Below are 16,866 nucleotides of genomic sequence, written 5' to 3' on the forward strand. Positions count from 1 at the left end.
TATTATTTATACTGAGTCGCAATATTGATACCGGACAAACTTATGTCAGTAAGCGCTTTCAACCGACGCTGGGCGGCGGTGATCCTTGAAGCATTAACCCGTCACGGCGTGCGCCATATCTGCATCGCTCCGGGGTCACGTTCGACACCGCTCACTCTTGCGGCGGCTGAAAATCGGACGTTTATTCATCACACCCATTTTGATGAGCGTGGGCTTGGTCATCTGGCTCTGGGGCTGGCAAAGGTCAGCCGTCAGCCGGTGGCGGTCATCGTTACCTCAGGGACGGCGGTCGCAAATCTCTATCCGGCACTGATTGAGGCCGGGCTGACGGGTGAAAAAATTATTCTGCTGACCGCCGACAGGCCGCCGGAACTGATTGACTGCGGCGCTAATCAGGCTATTCGTCAGCCGGGGATGTTCGCCACGCATCCGTCCGCCACACTCTCTTTGCCACGTCCGAGCCAGGACATTCCTGCGCGCTGGCTGGTCTCATCGATTGACAATACCCTCGGCTCGCTGCATGCGGGCGGTGTACACATCAACTGTCCGTTCGCTGAACCGCTGTATGGCGAAATGGATGACACTGGTGTTGAGTGGCAACAGGCGCTGGGTGGCTGGTGGCAGGAGGATACCCCCTGGCTGCGGGAGTCTTTACATCTCGAGAGCAACAAACAGCGCGACTGGTTCTTCTGGCGTCAGAAGCGTGGCGTGGTGGTCGCCGGGCGAATGAGCGCCGAAGAGGGCAAAAAGGTCGCTGAATGGGCGAAAACGCTTGGCTGGCCGCTGATTGGCGACGTGCTTTCGCAAACCGGCCAACCGCTACCCTGTGCCGACCTGTGGCTCGGTAATGCAGCGGCAGTAAGCGAACTGGCGCAGGCGCAAATTGTTGTGCAGCTTGGTAGCAGCCTGACGGGCAAGCGTCTGTTGCAGTGGCAACTGACCTGCGAACCGGACGAATACTGGCTGGTGGATAATCTCACCGGGCGACTGGATCCGGCGCATCATCGCGGTCGTCGACTGGTATGCGAAATCGACCGCTGGCTGGAACTGCATCCGGCAGAAAAGCGCACGCCGTGGTGTACGGCGATCCCGCGTCTTGCTAAGCAGGCGTGGGACAGCGTTCAGGCCGTCAGCGAAACTTTCGGCGAAGCGCAACTGGCGCACCGCATTCGCCATTATCTGCCTGAACAGGGGCAGCTTTTTGTCGGCAACAGCCTGGTGGTGCGCCTGATTGACGCGCTGAGCCAGCTTCCTGCGGGTTATCCGGTGTACAGCAACCGCGGTGCGAGTGGGATTGATGGCCTGATCTCTACGGCTGCGGGCGTACAGCGCGCCAGCGCCAAATCGATGCTGGCGATTGTGGGCGATCTCTCGGCGCTGTATGACTTAAATGGCCTGGCGCTGTTGAGACAGGTTTCCGCGCCCTTTGTTCTTATTGTGGTGAACAACAACGGCGGGCAGATCTTCTCGCTATTGCCGACGCCGGTGGAAGAGCGTGAACGCTTTTACGCCATGCCGCAGAACGTTCATTTTGAACATGCGGCGAAAATGTTTGGCCTGAATTACCATCAGCCGCAGGACTGGGCCGCGCTGGAAACGGCGCTGGAAAAAGCCTGGCGTCAGCCCGCCACCACGGTTATCGAACTGGTGGTCAACGACACGGATGGCGCACAAACCCTGCAACGGCTGCTGGCGCAGGTAAGCCAATTATGATTTTAAATGCCGTTGCGCGACCGGGCGACCCGAAGCAACCGTGGCTGGTTTTTCTGCACGGTTTCTCCGGCGATTGCCGTGAGTGGCAAACGGTGGGCGAGGCGTTTCCTGATGCCTCGCGGCTCTATATCGACCTGCCAGGACACGGTGATTCCACAACCTGCCAGGTGAATAATTTCACCGAGGTTTGCGCGGCGCTGCGCGAAACGCTGGTTAGTTACAACATACTTAACTATTGGCTGATCGGCTACTCGCTGGGCGGGCGGATTGCGATGACGTTTGCCTGCCAGCATCAGCGGCAAGGATTGCTGGGCGTGGTGGTTGAGGGCGGTCATCCGGGGCTGCAAAGCGCAGAACAACGCGCGCAGCGCTGGCAATCGGACAATCGCTGGGCGCAGCGTTTTGCCTGTGAACCGCTGAACCAGGTGTTTGACGCCTGGTATCGGCAGCCGGTCTTTGCCAGCCTGGCGCCTGCACAGCGCGACGCGCTGGTGGCGCTACGACAAAACAATGACGGCAGCGCGCTGGCGGCTATGCTATTAGCAACATCGTTAAGCGTGCAGGACGATCTGCGTGATGCCCTGCGCGATCGTGATTTCCCATTCTGGTATCTCTGCGGCGAACGCGATAGTAAGTTTATGGCGATTGCCGATGAACTTGCCGCGCCTCGCCATGTAATTCGTAACGCCGGGCACAACGCGCATCGGGAAAACCCCGAGGGCGTGGTGGCGTGTCTGGCGAAGATTGTGCATCTCTGACTATAGGACACACTATGATCTATCCTGATGAAGCTATGCTTTACGCGCCGATTGAATGGCAAGACTGTTCTGAAGGCTACACCGACATTCGTTACCAGAAATCCGCTGACGGCATTGCCAAAATCACCATCAACCGTCCGCAGGTGCGTAACGCCTTCCGTCCGCTGACCGTTAAAGAGATGATTCAGGCGCTGGCGGATGCGCGCTATGACGACAACATCGGGGTGATTGTCCTGACTGGCGAAGGCGACAAAGCCTTCTGTTCCGGTGGCGATCAGAAAGTGCGCGGCGACTACGGCGGATACCAGGATGATGCAGGCACGCACCATCTGAACGTACTCGATTTCCAGCGCCAGATCCGCACCTGCCCGAAACCAGTGGTGGCGATGGTGGCCGGTTATTCCATCGGCGGCGGTCACGTACTGCATATGATGTGCGACCTGACTATCGCGGCAGAAAACGCCATCTTCGGCCAGACGGGCCCGAAAGTGGGCTCCTTCGACGGCGGCTGGGGCGCATCCTACATGGCGCGTATTGTCGGGCAGAAAAAAGCGCGTGAAATCTGGTTCCTGTGCCGTCAGTACAATGCTCAGGAAGCGCTGGATATGGGCCTGGTTAACACCGTCGTGCCGCTGGCTGACCTCGAAAAAGAGACCATTCGCTGGTGTCGCGAAATGCTGCAAAACAGCCCGATGGCGCTGCGTTGCCTGAAAGCGGCGCTGAACGCCGACTGTGATGGTCAGGCGGGGCTGCAGGAACTGGCGGGTAACGCCACGATGCTGTTCTACATGACCGAAGAAGGTCAGGAAGGGCGCAACGCGTTTAACCAGAAACGCCAGCCTGATTTCAGCAAATTTAAACGGAACCCGTAATGCGACACGCGCAGGTTTACCGCTGGCAGGTACCAATGGACGCGGGCGTGGTACTGCGCGAACGGCGACTGAAAACCCGCGACGGATTGTTCGTCTGGCTGCGTGACGGCGAGCGCGAAGGGTGGGGAGAAATTTCTCCGCTGCCGGGCTTCAGCCGTGAAACGCTGGACGAGGCGCAATCTGCCTTACTGGACTGGGCGCAACGCTGGCGACAGGGTGAAGATGCCCCGTTGCCGGAACTGCCTTCTGCGGCGTTTGGCATTAGCTGTGCGCTGGCGGAACTGGACGATACGCTGCCGATAACGGCAGATTATCGCGCCGCCCCGCTGTGCACCGGCGACCCGGATGAACTGGTGCTGGCGCTGGCTGACATGCCCGGTGAAAAAGTGGCAAAAGTGAAGGTGGGGCTTTATGAAGCTGTGCGCGACGGCATGGTGGTTAACCTGCTGCTGGAAGCGATCCCTGACCTGCACCTGCGTCTCGATGCCAATCGGGCGTGGACGCCGCTAAAAGCGCAGCAGTTTGCCAAATACGTCAACCCGGCATTCCGCGATCGCATCGCGTTTCTCGAAGAGCCGTGCAAAACACGCGATGATTCGCGCGCGTTTGCCGTGGAAACGGGCATTGCTATCGCCTGGGATGAGAGCCTGCGCGACGCTGATTTCCGATTTGAAGCCGAGCCCGGCGTGCGTGCTGTGGTCATCAAACCGACCCTCACCGGCAGCCTGCAAAAAGTGCAGTCGCAGGTTGCTGCCGCGCATGCGCTGGGCATGACGGCGGTCATTAGCTCTTCGATTGAATCGAGCCTTGGGCTAACGCAACTGGCGCGTATCGCTGCCTGGCTGACGCCTGAGACGATACCGGGGCTGGATACCCTCAATCTGATGCAGGCGCAGTTGATTCGCCGCTGGCCGGATAACCCGCTGCCGTGCCTGGATATGCTGTCGCTGGAGCCGTTGCTGTGACTTTTTCAACCTGGCCCTGGCGTTACTGGCGTGAGCTGCGGGGTGTTGCGTCTGCGCTGCACCTCGACAACGAGACGCTTCACTGGACGCAGTTGTGTGAGCGAATCGACGCGCTGGCAGCCGGTTTTCAGGCGCAGGGTGTACGCGATGGTGACGGCGTAGCGCTATGCGCGCGCAACCGGGGGGAAACGGTGCTGGCCTGGCTGGCATTGTTACAGTGCGGGGCGCGTGTTTTACCGCTTAACCCGCGTCTGCCCGCCACGCTGATTAACGCCTTACTGCCGGGGTTAACCCTGCGTCACGTGCTCAACCTGGAAACCAGTGAGATTGCCGATTCACTGCCACGCCTCACGCTGCGGGAATCCTCGGGTTATCACGATGTTGGCTGGCGGCCTGAACGCCTGGCCTCGATGACTCTCACCTCGGGCTCCACGGGGCTGCCAAAGGCGGCGGTGCACACCTGCGCGGCGCATCTTGCCAGCGCGCAGGGCGTGTTAAGTTTGATTCCGTTTGCTCCGGATGAATGCTGGCTTTTGTCGTTGCCGCTGTTCCATGTCTCCGGGCAAGGGATTTTCTGGCGCTGGCTCTATTCGGGCGCACAGATGGCGGTGAGCGAGCGACCCCTCGCCCAGGCGCTACACGGATGTACGCATGCTTCACTCGTGCCGACTCAGCTCTGGCGCTTGTTGAATGATGAACAGCCACTGTCGCTGAAAGCCGTGCTGTTGGGCGGCGCGGCCATTCCTGCCGACCTGACCAAACAGGCAAGCGCGATGGGTATCCGTACCTTCTGCGGCTACGGACTCACCGAATTTGCCTCGACGGTTTGCGCGCGTGAAGCCAACGGCGGTGATGATGTGGGGACGCCGCTTGCCGGGCGTGAGCTCAAACTGGTGAAGGGGGAAGTCTGGCTGCGCGCGCAAAGTATGGCCTCGGGCTACTGGCGGGATGGCGCGCTGGTGTCGCTGGTGAATGCCGAAGGTTGGTTTGCCACCCGCGACCGCGGCGAAATACGCGACGGTAAGCTCTATATCGTCGGGCGCATGGATAATCTCTTCTTTAGCGGTGGGGAAGGTATCCAACCTGAAGCCGTGGAGCGGGTCATTGTGGCGCATCCTGCGGTTTCACAGGTGTTTATCGTTCCTCTGGACGATCCTGAGTTTGGACAACGCCCGGTCGCTGTCGTGGATTGCGAAAGCGATATCGATCTTTCTGTACTGGCGGGTTGGGCGAAAGATCAACTGGCGGGCTTCCAGCAACCGTGTCACTGGCTGCGGTTACCGGAAACGATGAAAAATAGTGGGATTAAGGTCTCTCGCCATCAGTTGCGAGAGTGGGTTGCGCAAAAATTAAAGTAGCCCTTTCAGCGTCAATGTCTTGCGGGTGGCGACGTTCAGATCGTAGCTCGCAAGATCTTCCGGTTTCACCCACGCGTAGTCCTGAAACTCATCGTTCAGTACAATCTCACGGTTGGCGCTGATGCAGTCGAAAATCAGGTAAATCATATAAATCTCTTCCTGATGGCCATCGGCGTAGGTTTTGGTGCGCACGTCGTCGCTAAAAGTCCACGGTGTAATGTGGCTTAATATCAGTTCTTCCCCCAGTTCTTCGCGAATTTCGCGACGCAATGCCTCTTCAATCTTCTCGCCGGGCTCGACTCCGCCACCCGAAAGCGCCCACTGGCCCGGGAAGACGCCACGATCGTCTGCCATTTTGCACAGTAACCAGGCGCCATCATTTTGAATGAGCGGGCATACAATCGTTCTTTGACGCATAAGTAAATCCTTATATGAAACTGAGTTAATCCTATTGTACGGTGATAATCGTCAGTAATTTGCGAGGTTTCTCCGGAACGAGAGAAAAGATCGTATTAAGCTCCGCATTCCCTAATCTTTAGTGATACTTTCGTGTCGTAATTAGTTACAATTTGAACAGTAATCGCCCTTTTAGTTCATGGATTTGGCGATATTCGGCAGTACAATTCGGCTGTTTTTTGGGTATTCATTGTGTGGTTGCGCGAAAGGACAGAAATGAAAAAGAGCATACTATTTGGGCTGATGGGCGCGCTGCTGCTTCCGGCAGCGGCAAATGCTATTAGCATCAGTGGTCAGGCGGGTGAAGAATATACCAACATCGGCGTTGGTTTTGGCACTGAAACCACCGGGCTGGCGTTAAGTGGCAACTGGGCGCATAACGATGACCACGGCGACATTGCGGGTCTTGGTCTTGGGCTGAATGTGCCTCTGGGGCCGTTTCTGGCAACGGTCGGAGGAAAGGGCGTTTATCTGAGCCCGAACTACGGCGATGATGGTTACGCGGCGGCGGTGGGCGGGGGGTTACAGTGGAAAATTGGTGACCGCCTCCAGTTATTCGGCGAGTACTACTACTCCCCTGACTCACTTTCCAGTGGCGTACAGGATTATGAAGAAGCCAATGCTGGCGGTCGCTTTATGCTGTTGCGTCCACTCAGCGTCGAGGCAGGTTATCGTTATATCAACCTTGCGGGCAAAGATGGCAATCGGGACAGCGCAGTGGCGGACGGCCCATACGTCGGTGTAAGCGCCAGTTTCTGATTCTTTCCGGCGCGGCGTTCTGCCGCGCCAGTTTTCTCGTTTTTATTCCTCGCCTTGCGCTATAGTAAATCGTCCTCTTTTACTGGAGAAAGCGATGATAAACGTAGAGATGCTGTCTACGGGCGATGAAGTTTTATACGGGCAGATAGTCGATACCAATGCTGCCTGGCTTGCAGATTACTTATTTGAACAAGGGTTGCCGCTTTCCCGGCGTAACACAGTAGGCGATAAACTGGACGATTTAGTGGCGGTACTGCGTGAACGCAGCCTGCAGGCCGACGTATTAATTGTTAACGGTGGCCTTGGGCCAACCAGCGACGATTTAAGTGCGCTTGCGGCGGCAACGGCGAAAGGCGAATCACTGGTACTGCATGAACCGTGGCTGGCGCAGATGGAGAAATTCTTCAAAGAGCGTGGCCGCGTGATGGCGCCGAGCAACCGCAAGCAGGCGGAAATTCCAGCCAGTGCCGAGTTTATTGATAACCCGGTGGGGACGGCCTGCGGTTTTGCCATTAAGCTCAACCGTTGCCTGATTTTCTTCACCCCTGGCGTACCGTCTGAATTTAAAGTGATGGTTCAGCAGGAAATTTTGCCACGCCTGCGTGCACGTTTTGACATTCCTGAGCCGCCGCTATGTCTGCGTCTCACCACGTTTGGCCGTTCGGAAAGCGACCTTGCGCAAAGTCTCGATCACCTGGCGCTGCCCGCGGGCGTATCGATGGGCTATCGCTCCTCAATGCCGATTATCGAACTCAAGCTGACTGGCCCGGCGAGTGAACGTCAGGCAATGGAAGCCCTGTGGCCGGAAGTGAAAAAGGTCGCGGGCGATAGCCTGATTTTTGAAGGCACCGAAGGCTTGCCGAAACAGCTTGCCCGCGCATTGCAGGATAAGCAGCTCAGCCTGACGCTGAGTGAACAGTTTACTGGCGGGCTGCTGGCGCTGGAGCTGCAACGCGCGGGTGCGCCGTTGCTGGCCAGTGAGGTGATTCCGTCGCAGGAAGAGACGCTGGCGCAAACTGCCCGCTGGGCCGCTGAACGCCGTGAAAATCACTTTGCGGGGGTGGCGCTGTCCGTAACGGGGCTCGAAAACGAGCATCTCAATTTCGCGCTTTCCACTGCCGAAAGCACCTGGGCGCTGCGCGTGAAGTTTAACACCACGCGTCACAGTCTGGTTGTGCGTCAGCAGGTCTGTGCCATGATGGCGATGAACATGCTGCGCCGCTGGCTAAACGGTAAAGATGTTGCCAGCGAGCACGGCTGGATTGAAGTGGTGGAAACGCTGAAAGTGTAAACCTCCCCAGGGAGAGGAGTCGGCTCTCCCTGTTATTGTCCAGCCTGTTGTACTCCGTGTAAAAAAATCCGTGCTTTACCTCACATTTCCAAACCTAATTTCTCCATTCCTCTGGAACACCCTCGGTATTTGACGAGATTCACAATTTCTGTTTCTTCGACCGAACACACTGATTCCAGTATCTAAGACTGGAGTCCAGTATGTTGGAATTAAGCAAAGTCCCTGCGCTCACTCGTGCTATCGACATTCTCAATCTCATTGCACGCATCGGGCCATGCAGCGCCGCAACGATTATCGAAACGTTGCGTATTCCCAAAAGTACAGCCTACTTGTTGCTGAACGAACTGAAGCGCCAGCGCTTCATCAGCCTTGACCACCAGGAGAACTATTGCCTGTGGACCAAACTGGTGGAGCTTTCAGGGCATGCGCTAAGCAAGATGGATTTGCGTGAACTAGCCCGTCCACGCCTGACACAACTTATGGATGAAACCGGGTTGCTCTGTCATTTAGGGATAATCGACCATGAAAGCGCCTATTACATTCTGAAAGTAGAATCCACGTCCACTATCAGCGTGCGCTCGCACGAAGGGAAAAGCCTCTCTCTTTACCGCTCCGGTATCGGTAAATGCCTGCTGGCATGGCAGCCTGCCAGCGTGCGTCAGGCCGTGATTGAGCAACTGGTGTGGGAGCAGGCAACCCCGACAACCATTACCACGCCGCAGCAGTTGAATGATGAACTGGAACGTATCCGTCAGCGTGGATGGAGCTTTGATAATGGCGAAGATTATCGCGATGTCCGCTGTGTGGCAGCCCCCGTTTTTAATGCCAGTAATGCACTGACTGCAGCTATTTCAGTGGTCGGTACCCGATTACAAATCAACGAAGAGAACCGTGACTATCTGGCCGGGAAAGCCATTGCCTGCGCCAAAGATATTTCACGCCTGTTGGGATGGAAAAGTCCTTTTGACTCACACGCATCATAACAATGGAGAACATCATGACCCTACCAAAAATTAAACATGTCCGAGCCTGGTTTATCGGTGGCGCTACAGCAGAAAAAGGCTCTGGCGGCGGTGATTATCACGATCAGGGCGCGAATCACTGGATTGACGATCATATCGCCACGCCGATGAGTAAATATCGTGAATATGAACAGTCTCGTCAGTCGTTTGGTATCAATGTGTTAGGCACACTGATTGTCGAAGTGGAGGCCGAAAACGGACAGACCGGATTCGCGGTTTCTACGGCAGGAGAGATGGGCTGCTTTATCGTCGAAAAACATCTTAATCGGTTTATTGAAGGTAAATGCGTCAGCGACATCAAACTCATTCACGATCAGATGCTTGGCGCGACGATGTACTACTCCGGTTCGGGCGGCCTGGTGATGAACACCATTTCCTGCGTGGATCTGGCGCTGTGGGATCTGTTCGGCAAAGTCGTAGGATTACCGGTCTACAAACTGCTGGGTGGCGCAGTTCGTGATGAAATTAAGTTCTATGCCACCGGCGCTCGCCCGGATCTGGCTAAAGAGCTGGGCTTTATCGGCGGAAAAATGCCGACGCACTGGGGGCCGCACGACGGTGATGCGGGCGTGCGCAAAGATGCCGCAATGGTGGCTGATATGCGCGAGAAATGCGGCCCGGACTTCTGGCTGATGCTTGATTGCTGGATGAGCCAGGATGTGAACTATGCGACGAAGCTGGCCCATGCCTGCGCGCCGTACAACCTGAAGTGGATTGAAGAGTGTTTGCCGCCACAGCAATATGAAGGATATCGCGAACTGAAGCGTAACGCGCCAGCGGGAATGATGGTGACCAGCGGTGAGCACCACGGTACTTTGCAATCCTTCCGCACGTTGTCGGAAACCGGCATTGATATTATGCAGCCGGATGTTGGCTGGTGTGGTGGGCTGACCACGCTGGTTGAAATTGCCGCTATCGCCAAATCGCGTGGCCAACTGGTGGTGCCGCACGGCTCTTCAGTCTACTCGCACCATGCCGTCATCACCTTTACCAACACGCCGTTCAGTGAGTTTCTGATGACCAGCCCGGATTGTTCAACGTTGCGTCCGCAGTTTGATCCCATTCTGCTGGATGAACCAGTACCGGTAAACGGTCGCATCCATAAATCGGTGCTCGATAAACCCGGATTTGGTGTCGAGCTTAATCGGGACTGCAATTTGAAACGCCCTTATAGCCACTAATTATCTGTGCGTTGCTGAAGCCTCGGCAACGCCCTCATTTCTTTGAGGATCTTGCTATGAGTACCACTTTGCTTGATAGCGTGGTGAAGAAAAACCGCGCGCGTTTAATACCGTTTATGTTAGCGCTGTATGTGCTGGCGTTTCTTGACCGCTCGAACATAGGTTTTGCGAAAGAGACTTATCAGATTGATACCGGACTGAGCAATGAAGCCTATGCGCTGGGGGCCGGTATATTCTTCGTGGTTTATGCTTTCCTGGGCGTACCGGCTAACCTGCTGATGCGTAAATTCGGTGCCAGAAGCTGGATTGGTACGACTACATTGCTGTGGGGTTTTCTCTCTGCTGCGATGGCGTGGGCCGACAGCGAAGCGAAATTCCTGATCATTCGTACTCTGCTGGGGGCGGCTGAAGCCGGTTTTTTCCCGGGGATGATTTATCTGACATCGCAGTGGTTCCCGCAGCGAAACCGCGCCAGCATTATGGGGCTGTTTTACATGGGCGCACCGCTGGCGCTGACGCTGGGGTCGCCGCTTTCGGGTGCGTTGCTGGAGATGCACGGCTTTATGGGGCATCCCGGCTGGTTCTGGATGTTCGTGATCGAAGGTTTACTGGCGGTAGGGGCGGGTATTTTCACTTTCTTCTGGCTGGATGATACCCCGCAGCAGGCGCGATTCCTCAATAGTGCTGAAAAAACGGCGCTCCTGAGTCAACTGGCCAGTGAAGAGGAGACAAAAGTCACCTCTAAGCTTTCGGATGCCCTGCGCAACGGGCGTGTCTGGCAACTGGCGATTATCTACCTGACGATTCAGGTGGCAGTGTATGGCCTGATTTTCTTCCTGCCGACTCAGGTTGCTGCGCTGCTAGGTACCAAAGTTGGCTTTACAGCATCTGTGGTGACGGCGATCCCTTGGGTGGCTGCGCTGTTTGGAACCTGGCTCATCCCGCGCTATTCCGACCGTACCGGTGAGCGCCGTAACGTTGCCGCACTGACGCTGCTGGCTGCGGGAATGGGGATTGGGCTGTCCGGCCTGGTTTCTCCGGTTCTGGCGATCCTCGCCTTATGTGTGGCTGCGGTAGGGTTTATCGCCGTCCAGCCCGTGTTCTGGACGATGCCGACTCAGTTGCTCTCCGGGACTGCGCTGGCCGCAGGGATTGGTTTCGTTAACCTGTTTGGTGCCGTCGGAGGATTTATTGCGCCCATTCTGCGCGTCAAAGCGGAAACGCTGTTTGCCAGCGATGCGGCGGGCCTGCTTACCCTGGCCGGTGTGGCAATCATTGGCTCCTTGATCATCTTCACGTTGAGCGTGAACCGCCCTGTTACGCAATCGGGCGCAGCGCATCATTAATCTTATCTACGTTGTAAGGATCGTTATGAACGCATTGTTAGCAAACCCTTTCAAGGAAGGATTACGTAAAGGGGAGGTGCAGATTGGTCTGTGGCTGAGCTCAACCACCTCCTATATGGCAGAGATTGCGGCAACGTCGGGTTATGATTGGCTGTTAATTGATGGCGAACACGCGCCGAATACGGTGCAGGATCTTTATCACCAGTTGCAGGCTATCGCACCTTATGCCAGCCAGCCGGTTATTCGTCCGGTTGAAGGCAGTAAGGCGTTGATTAAACAAGTGCTGGATATCGGTGCACAGACGCTATTAATTCCGATGGTCGATACCGCAGAGCAGGCCCGACAGGTGGTTGCCGCAACTCGCTATCCGCCAGTAGGAGAGCGTGGGGTGGGGGCCAGTGTCGCGCGTGCTGCGCGTTGGGGGCGCATTGAGAATTACATGGCACAGGCGAATGAATCGCTTTGCTTGTTGGTTCAGGTTGAGAGTAAAACGGCACTGGATAATCTGGATGCGATTCTGGAAGTGGAGGGAATAGACGGGGTCTTTATTGGCCCGGCCGATCTCTCTGCATCACTGGGATATCCCGATAATACCGGTCATCCGGAAGTGCAGAGAATTATTGAGGAGAGTATTCATCGTATTCGTGCCGCTGGAAAAGCGGCGGGATTTCTCTCGGTCGACCCGCAAATGGCGCAGAAGTGTCTGGCGTGGGGAGCCAACTTTGTTGCCGTCGGCGTCGATACGATGCTGTACACGGAAGCGCTGGACAACAGGCTGGCGATGTTTAAGCCTGTTCCGTTAGCGCAAACACGCAAAAGTAGTTATTGAGAAACGACCGGATGACGCAATGTTAGCCGGGCTGGCATGATTATCCTGGCCTGGTAAACATTGCGTTATCTGATTCGGTCTAGTCCAGTGCCTGTGCCAGCAGCGTAATCGGATGCTCGCAGCGCTTGCTGGTCGACATCTCGATTTGCCATTTACAGGTTTCGCAATCGGTCACCACGATATCTGCGCCGCTCTCCTCAATCTGGCGGAACAGCGGCGCGCCGACGGCCTGCGAGGTGGGGTAATTCTCTGACTTAAAGCCATAGGTGCCCGCAATGCCGCAGCACTGGGAATCGAGTACCTTTAGCTCCAGCCCGGGAATTTGCCGCAGCAGTTCAAGGGTGTAGAGCGTCCAGCCCATTTTTTCCATATGACACGGCGTGTGATACACCACCTTCAGCGGCAACGGTTTAAGCGGCAGCGTTTTCCCTTCATCGAGTTTTCGCCACAGCCAGCGGGTGGCTAGGTCGATATGCTCGCGCAGGCCGCCGTTATCGACATTAAGCAGATGCGGATATTCATCGCGCAGCGTAAAGGTGCAGGTGGATGAGGTGGCGATAACCGGCAGCGATTTCCCATCAATGGCTTCACGCAGAGACGCGACGTTGGCCTGCGCCTGTTTGCGGGCTTTGTCGGTAAAACCGTTGGCGATAAGCGGCACACCGCAGCACTTCTCTTTGTTCAACAACTGAACGCCTGTACCCAGCGCATTTAATACCTTAATGAGATCCTTGCCTAATTGGGGATGGTTATAGTTGACGTAACAGCCGTGGAAAAACGCCACCTGCTCGTCATACTGCGCCTGCTGTTGGGCAATGCCGCGGTACCAGCGACGAAAAGTGCCGAATGAGTATTTTGGCAGCGTGCGACGATGATCGATTTTCAGCGCGCTATCCAGCAAACGACGCACGGGTTTGAGTCCGGTCGCGGCATTCACCAGCGGCGCAAAGGGCGTCGATATCTGTCCCATCAGGTCGGTATGGCTGAGAATACGGTTGCGCAGCGATGGCGTGGTTACGTCGTAGCGCGCGCGGGCGCGCTGGATAATATCGCCAATTTTGACATCCGACGGGCACGCCACTTCACAGCGTTTGCAGTTGATACAGTACTTCAACGCCTCGTCATAGAGCGCGCCGTCTTTCAAACGTAGCCGCTCACCATCCGGCCCTGCCTGTTTTGGCCCCGGATAGCGTGGATTCACCCGGCTTATAGGGCAGGCAGTGGTACAGGCGGTACACTTAATACAATTCTCAAACTGGCCGCTACTCATGCTTCACCTCCCGTCAGCAGGGCGATTTGGCGAGCGGCATGCAGAGCCGTTACCGCACATACGCCGCCACCGCAGCCCTGAGCAATGGCGTCACAGCCACCCAGAACCGAACCAATGACAAACAGATTCTCCAGCCGTTGACCGGCGATTGCCGGGCGTAATGTGGCATCGGTGGCAACGCCAAACTGCTGCCAGGGCTGAGGATCGAAGATATCCGGGCGATACCACTGCTCGCGCGTGGCTGCCTGCATAACATCCAGATTCAACACCGGCTCGCGGATTTCTTCACGGCTGGAGACCAGCCCGTTACTGAAGAAACTGCCGCTCGCCAGCACGACAAAACGTGCGCGCAGGGGAATATCCGCATGATTGCGTGTCCAGACTGCGGTAGCACGCTGGTTTTCCAGCGTGACTTTTTGCACTTCATCACCCGGCATCCAGATGCCGCCCGCTCGGATGAAGCGTCGCTGAAGCTGCGTCTGAATCCGCATTCCCGGCACGGAGGGCGGAAGTGTTGGAAGCAGGTGCAACGCGCAGGTGAGCTTCGATGAGAGCCAGGTGTAAAGCTGGCTATCACTGGCGCCAAAACAGGCCGGAAGCCAGAGCGCATCGTAACCCTGCGCCAGTGGGGCGAGCGCGTCATATAACGGCTGCCACTGTTCCGGTTGATCGAGCAGGCGGGCAATGTTCGCCGCGCGAAATTCGCTGGCATTTTCGCGCAGCACATCTAATTGCGGCAGGTCGATTTCAGCCGCGTCGACCTGCAGACCACTTTTACGTAATGATTCTGCGGCCAGAGGCGCCTGAAAATCGAGAAAACCGGTGATCCCCACAAGACGTACTTTGCTGGTTGTGGGCGGGAATAGTGGCGTCTCAACGGGGCTGAGCCATGCGCTACGTAATAACCCTAACGGCGTGACGCGCTGATGTATCTTCCCGGCTTCGCCCTGAAAAGTGAGGCCACAGTCGGCGAGTAAAGTTTCAGCTTCACGGGCGTAAGAGAGCACGTTTTCGCAGCCGACTTTGTTATACGGATGTTCAGGAGCCTGGGTGCTCAGCGCCCGCAGGCCGTGACTAACGTCATCCACACGCTGTCCATCGGGTAGCATGCTGAGAAGATCCAGTGAGCCTGAAGAGAAATTCAGCGCGCTTTGCCCCCGGCTGACGATGGCGCAGCGCATCCCCTGCGACTGTAACCGTAGCCCACACAGCAACCCGGCCAGGCCGCCACCGATAATGACGGTATCAAACTTCATTCTGATGCTCCTTCTGTAGCCCGCACAGCCCCTGGTAAACCCAGCGGGTAAGTTCGCTTTCGCGCAGCGCATCGCCCCAGGCGATCGGTTGCACACCTTTCCAGCGTTCGTTGAGGAAGTCAGAGAGTTGCGTTAGCGACTGGCTGGCGCTGGCGGCATGGAAGCGTGGCAGCAGGGCTGCCGCGCGGCAGGCGCACAATTCGCCCTGGCAGGTTCCCATTCCGACGCGGGTGCGGCGGCGCAGATCCAGCAGATTGCGGACGTTAAGATTCTCGACGGCGTATTGCACTTCGCCCGCCGTAACGGCCTCGCACTCGCATACCAGGCTGCGATACAGGCGGTTATCGCCGATCCAGTCTGGTGTCCGATCGCCATGGCGATAGACCACGGAACCGCGCAGTGGCGCGGGGAGCGAGATAATGCGCTGGATGGTTTTTTCCTGGCTTTCGCGTGAACCCGGTAATGGGGTGGTAGCGGTTGTACAGGGTTGGGTGTGACCTAATTTGCGGCAGACTGCATCGGTCGCCCACTCGGCCATTAAGCGGTAGGTCATTAGTTTGCCGCCGGTGATGGTGATGAAGCCTTCCATACCATCACGCTGTGCGTGATCGAACAGCACGATGCCGCGGCTGACGTTCCGCCCGGTTGGGTCATCGTCACAGGCAACCAGTGGGCGCACGCCGGAGTACGCGCGGAGTATGCGTGTGCGGCCCATAGCGGGGGAGAGTTTTTCGCCTTCGCGAATCAGCGTATCCACTTCCTGCGCGGTGACGCGATTGTCGTCAATCTCGTCATAATTAATGTGCATAGAGGTGGTTCCAATCAGCGAGATTGTATCGCCGGGCACCAGAATGTCGGCGTCAGCAGGCTTGCGACAGCGGTTTATCACGTGTTGATTGATGCGGTGATCGAGGATTAACAGCGAGCCTTTCGCCGGAAACATGCGGATAGCCAGGTCTGCATATTCGGCGATACGCTGCCCCCAGATCCCGGCGGCGTTCACGACCACCTGGGCGCGTAGCTCGCGTGTTTCCTGGGTTTGATGGTCGCGCAGGCGGACACCGCGCACGTTTGCCCCGTCGCGAATAAGCCCGGTGACTTCATGACCGGTGAGAATCGCCGCGCCATGTTCGCGGGCATCCAGCATGTTTGCCGCCGTGAGGCGGAAGGGATCAACGGTACCGTCCGGCACTTTTACCGCGCCGATTAGCGCCGGGTTTACGCCCGGTTCAAGGCGGCGTGCTTCCTGTGGGTCGATAGCCTGCGCGTCGATTCCCGCGTTTGCGCAAGCCTGTAAAAAGGTGGATTGAAAATCGAGGCTATCTTCCGGCAGGGTGATAAACAGCCCGCCGGTGGGCTCGATACAGTGGCGGGCGATATGTTTCAGAATACGGTTTTCATTGATGCATTCGCGAGCCGATTCGCTGTCGGTAACGGCATAGCGCGCGCCGCTGTGCAGCAGGCCATGATTACGCCCGGTTGCGCCGGTGGCGATGTCGTGGCGTTCGACCAGGACTACGCTAAGCCCCCGCAGGGCGCAGTCGCGGGCAATCCCCGCGCCGGTGGCGCCGCCGCCGATAATAATGGCATCGTACTCCGCTGATTGATGCATACTTCAGTCCTTCCATTGCAATATCCTTGTCACCAGTAGGCCATATTTTACGGGGAATTTGTTTGATATTGCGCACATTCGAACTTTTATATTTTCGTTTTCGCGCATTTTAATGCAGGTAAAATTCGCCGCTAAATGCAAAGAATTTTACCCAGTGTTGTATATTATGGTTCTTTAG

At 56.7% G+C, this 16,866-nt stretch carries 15 protein-coding genes; 11 read left to right on the forward strand and 4 right to left on the reverse strand.

What is annotated here, in order from left to right; translation table 11 throughout:
- The first annotated feature begins 42 nt into the window (after nucleotides 1-42).
- From menD to menE, 5 genes are read left to right on the forward strand one after another with little or no spacing between them, the layout of a single operon-like run.
- Nucleotides 43-1,713 (forward strand): 2-succinyl-5-enolpyruvyl-6-hydroxy-3-cyclohexene-1-carboxylic-acid synthase, encoded by a 1,671-nt coding sequence (menD, locus tag VSR74_RS14390; protein ID WP_347795340.1) that lies wholly within the window; start codon nucleotides 43-45, stop codon nucleotides 1,711-1,713.
- Nucleotides 1,710-2,471 carry a 2-succinyl-6-hydroxy-2,4-cyclohexadiene-1-carboxylate synthase gene (gene menH / locus VSR74_RS14395; RefSeq protein ID WP_347795341.1) on the forward strand — a complete coding sequence of 254 codons (762 nt, stop codon included), beginning with the start codon at nucleotides 1,710-1,712 and terminating at the stop codon, nucleotides 2,469-2,471. Before menD ends, menH begins: the two co-directional genes overlap by 4 nt.
- A gap of 14 nt (nucleotides 2,472-2,485) precedes the next feature.
- Nucleotides 2,486-3,343 carry a 1,4-dihydroxy-2-naphthoyl-CoA synthase gene (gene menB, locus VSR74_RS14400; RefSeq protein ID WP_108473603.1) on the forward strand — a complete coding sequence of 286 codons (858 nt, stop codon included), beginning with the start codon at nucleotides 2,486-2,488 and terminating at the stop codon, nucleotides 3,341-3,343.
- Nucleotides 3,343-4,308: an o-succinylbenzoate synthase gene (gene menC, locus VSR74_RS14405; RefSeq protein ID WP_347795342.1), complete on the forward strand. Its 966-nt coding sequence runs from the start codon at nucleotides 3,343-3,345 to the stop codon at nucleotides 4,306-4,308. The genes menB and menC overlap by 1 nt, the downstream gene beginning before the upstream one ends.
- Nucleotides 4,305-5,666 carry an o-succinylbenzoate--CoA ligase gene (menE, locus tag VSR74_RS14410; RefSeq protein WP_347795343.1) on the forward strand — a complete coding sequence of 454 codons (1,362 nt, stop codon included), beginning with the start codon at nucleotides 4,305-4,307 and terminating at the stop codon, nucleotides 5,664-5,666. Before menC ends, menE begins: the two co-directional genes overlap by 4 nt.
- Here the strand turns inward: menE and nudI are convergent.
- Nucleotides 5,658-6,083, reverse strand: a complete 426-nt coding sequence (gene nudI, locus VSR74_RS14415) for a nucleoside triphosphatase NudI (protein WP_347795344.1) — start codon at nucleotides 6,081-6,083, stop codon at nucleotides 5,658-5,660. The genes menE and nudI overlap by 9 nt on opposite strands.
- Nucleotides 6,084-6,338: 255 nt before the next feature.
- Here nudI and VSR74_RS14420 point away from each other — a divergent pair, with 255 nt between their 5' ends.
- The 6 genes from VSR74_RS14420 to yfaU all read left to right on the forward strand — a co-directional run bounded on the left by VSR74_RS14420 (nucleotide 6,339) and on the right by yfaU (nucleotide 12,550).
- The gene (locus VSR74_RS14420) at nucleotides 6,339-6,881 is read left to right on the forward strand and encodes a YfaZ family outer membrane protein (protein ID WP_347795345.1); all 543 of its coding nucleotides are present in this window, start codon (nucleotides 6,339-6,341) and stop codon (nucleotides 6,879-6,881) included.
- A 94-nt stretch (nucleotides 6,882-6,975) separates the two neighbouring features.
- On the forward strand, nucleotides 6,976-8,172 hold the full coding sequence (locus tag VSR74_RS14425) for a nicotinamide mononucleotide deamidase-related protein YfaY (protein WP_347795346.1): 1,197 nt from the start codon (nucleotides 6,976-6,978) through the stop codon (nucleotides 8,170-8,172).
- A 200-nt stretch (nucleotides 8,173-8,372) separates the two neighbouring features.
- On the forward strand, nucleotides 8,373-9,155 hold the full coding sequence (locus VSR74_RS14430) for an IclR family transcriptional regulator (RefSeq protein WP_347795347.1): 783 nt from the start codon (nucleotides 8,373-8,375) through the stop codon (nucleotides 9,153-9,155).
- Nucleotides 9,156-9,169: 14 nt separating this feature from the next.
- Entirely contained in the window at nucleotides 9,170-10,375 is a 1,206-nt protein-coding gene (gene rhmD, locus VSR74_RS14435; protein ID WP_347795348.1) for an L-rhamnonate dehydratase, read from the forward strand.
- A gap of 56 nt (nucleotides 10,376-10,431) precedes the next feature.
- The gene (locus VSR74_RS14440) at nucleotides 10,432-11,721 is read left to right on the forward strand and encodes an MFS transporter (RefSeq protein WP_347795349.1); all 1,290 of its coding nucleotides are present in this window, start codon (nucleotides 10,432-10,434) and stop codon (nucleotides 11,719-11,721) included.
- A 25-nt stretch (nucleotides 11,722-11,746) separates the two neighbouring features.
- A complete protein-coding gene (gene yfaU, locus VSR74_RS14445) occupies nucleotides 11,747-12,550 on the forward strand; it encodes a 2-keto-3-deoxy-L-rhamnonate aldolase (protein WP_347795350.1) in 804 nt (267 codons plus the stop codon).
- Between the two features lie 79 nt (nucleotides 12,551-12,629).
- On the opposite strand, the gene glpC is transcribed toward yfaU, so the two are convergent.
- The 3 genes from glpC to glpA are packed head-to-tail and all read right to left on the reverse strand — an operon-like array spanning nucleotide 12,630 to nucleotide 16,688.
- Entirely contained in the window at nucleotides 12,630-13,820 is a 1,191-nt protein-coding gene (gene glpC, locus VSR74_RS14450) for an anaerobic glycerol-3-phosphate dehydrogenase subunit GlpC (RefSeq protein WP_347795351.1), read from the reverse strand.
- On the reverse strand, nucleotides 13,817-15,076 hold the full coding sequence (glpB, locus tag VSR74_RS14455; protein ID WP_347795352.1) for a glycerol-3-phosphate dehydrogenase subunit GlpB: 1,260 nt from the start codon (nucleotides 15,074-15,076) through the stop codon (nucleotides 13,817-13,819). Before glpB ends, glpC begins: the two co-directional genes overlap by 4 nt.
- On the reverse strand, nucleotides 15,066-16,688 hold the full coding sequence (gene glpA, locus VSR74_RS14460; RefSeq protein ID WP_347795353.1) for an anaerobic glycerol-3-phosphate dehydrogenase subunit A: 1,623 nt from the start codon (nucleotides 16,686-16,688) through the stop codon (nucleotides 15,066-15,068). The genes glpB and glpA overlap by 11 nt, the downstream gene beginning before the upstream one ends.
- Between the last annotated feature and the right edge of the window lie 178 nt (nucleotides 16,689-16,866).

It is taken from the genome of Pseudocitrobacter cyperus, from assembly GCF_039889165.1.
In the GTDB taxonomy this organism is placed as follows: Bacteria; Pseudomonadota; Gammaproteobacteria; order Enterobacterales; family Enterobacteriaceae; genus Pseudocitrobacter; species Pseudocitrobacter cyperus.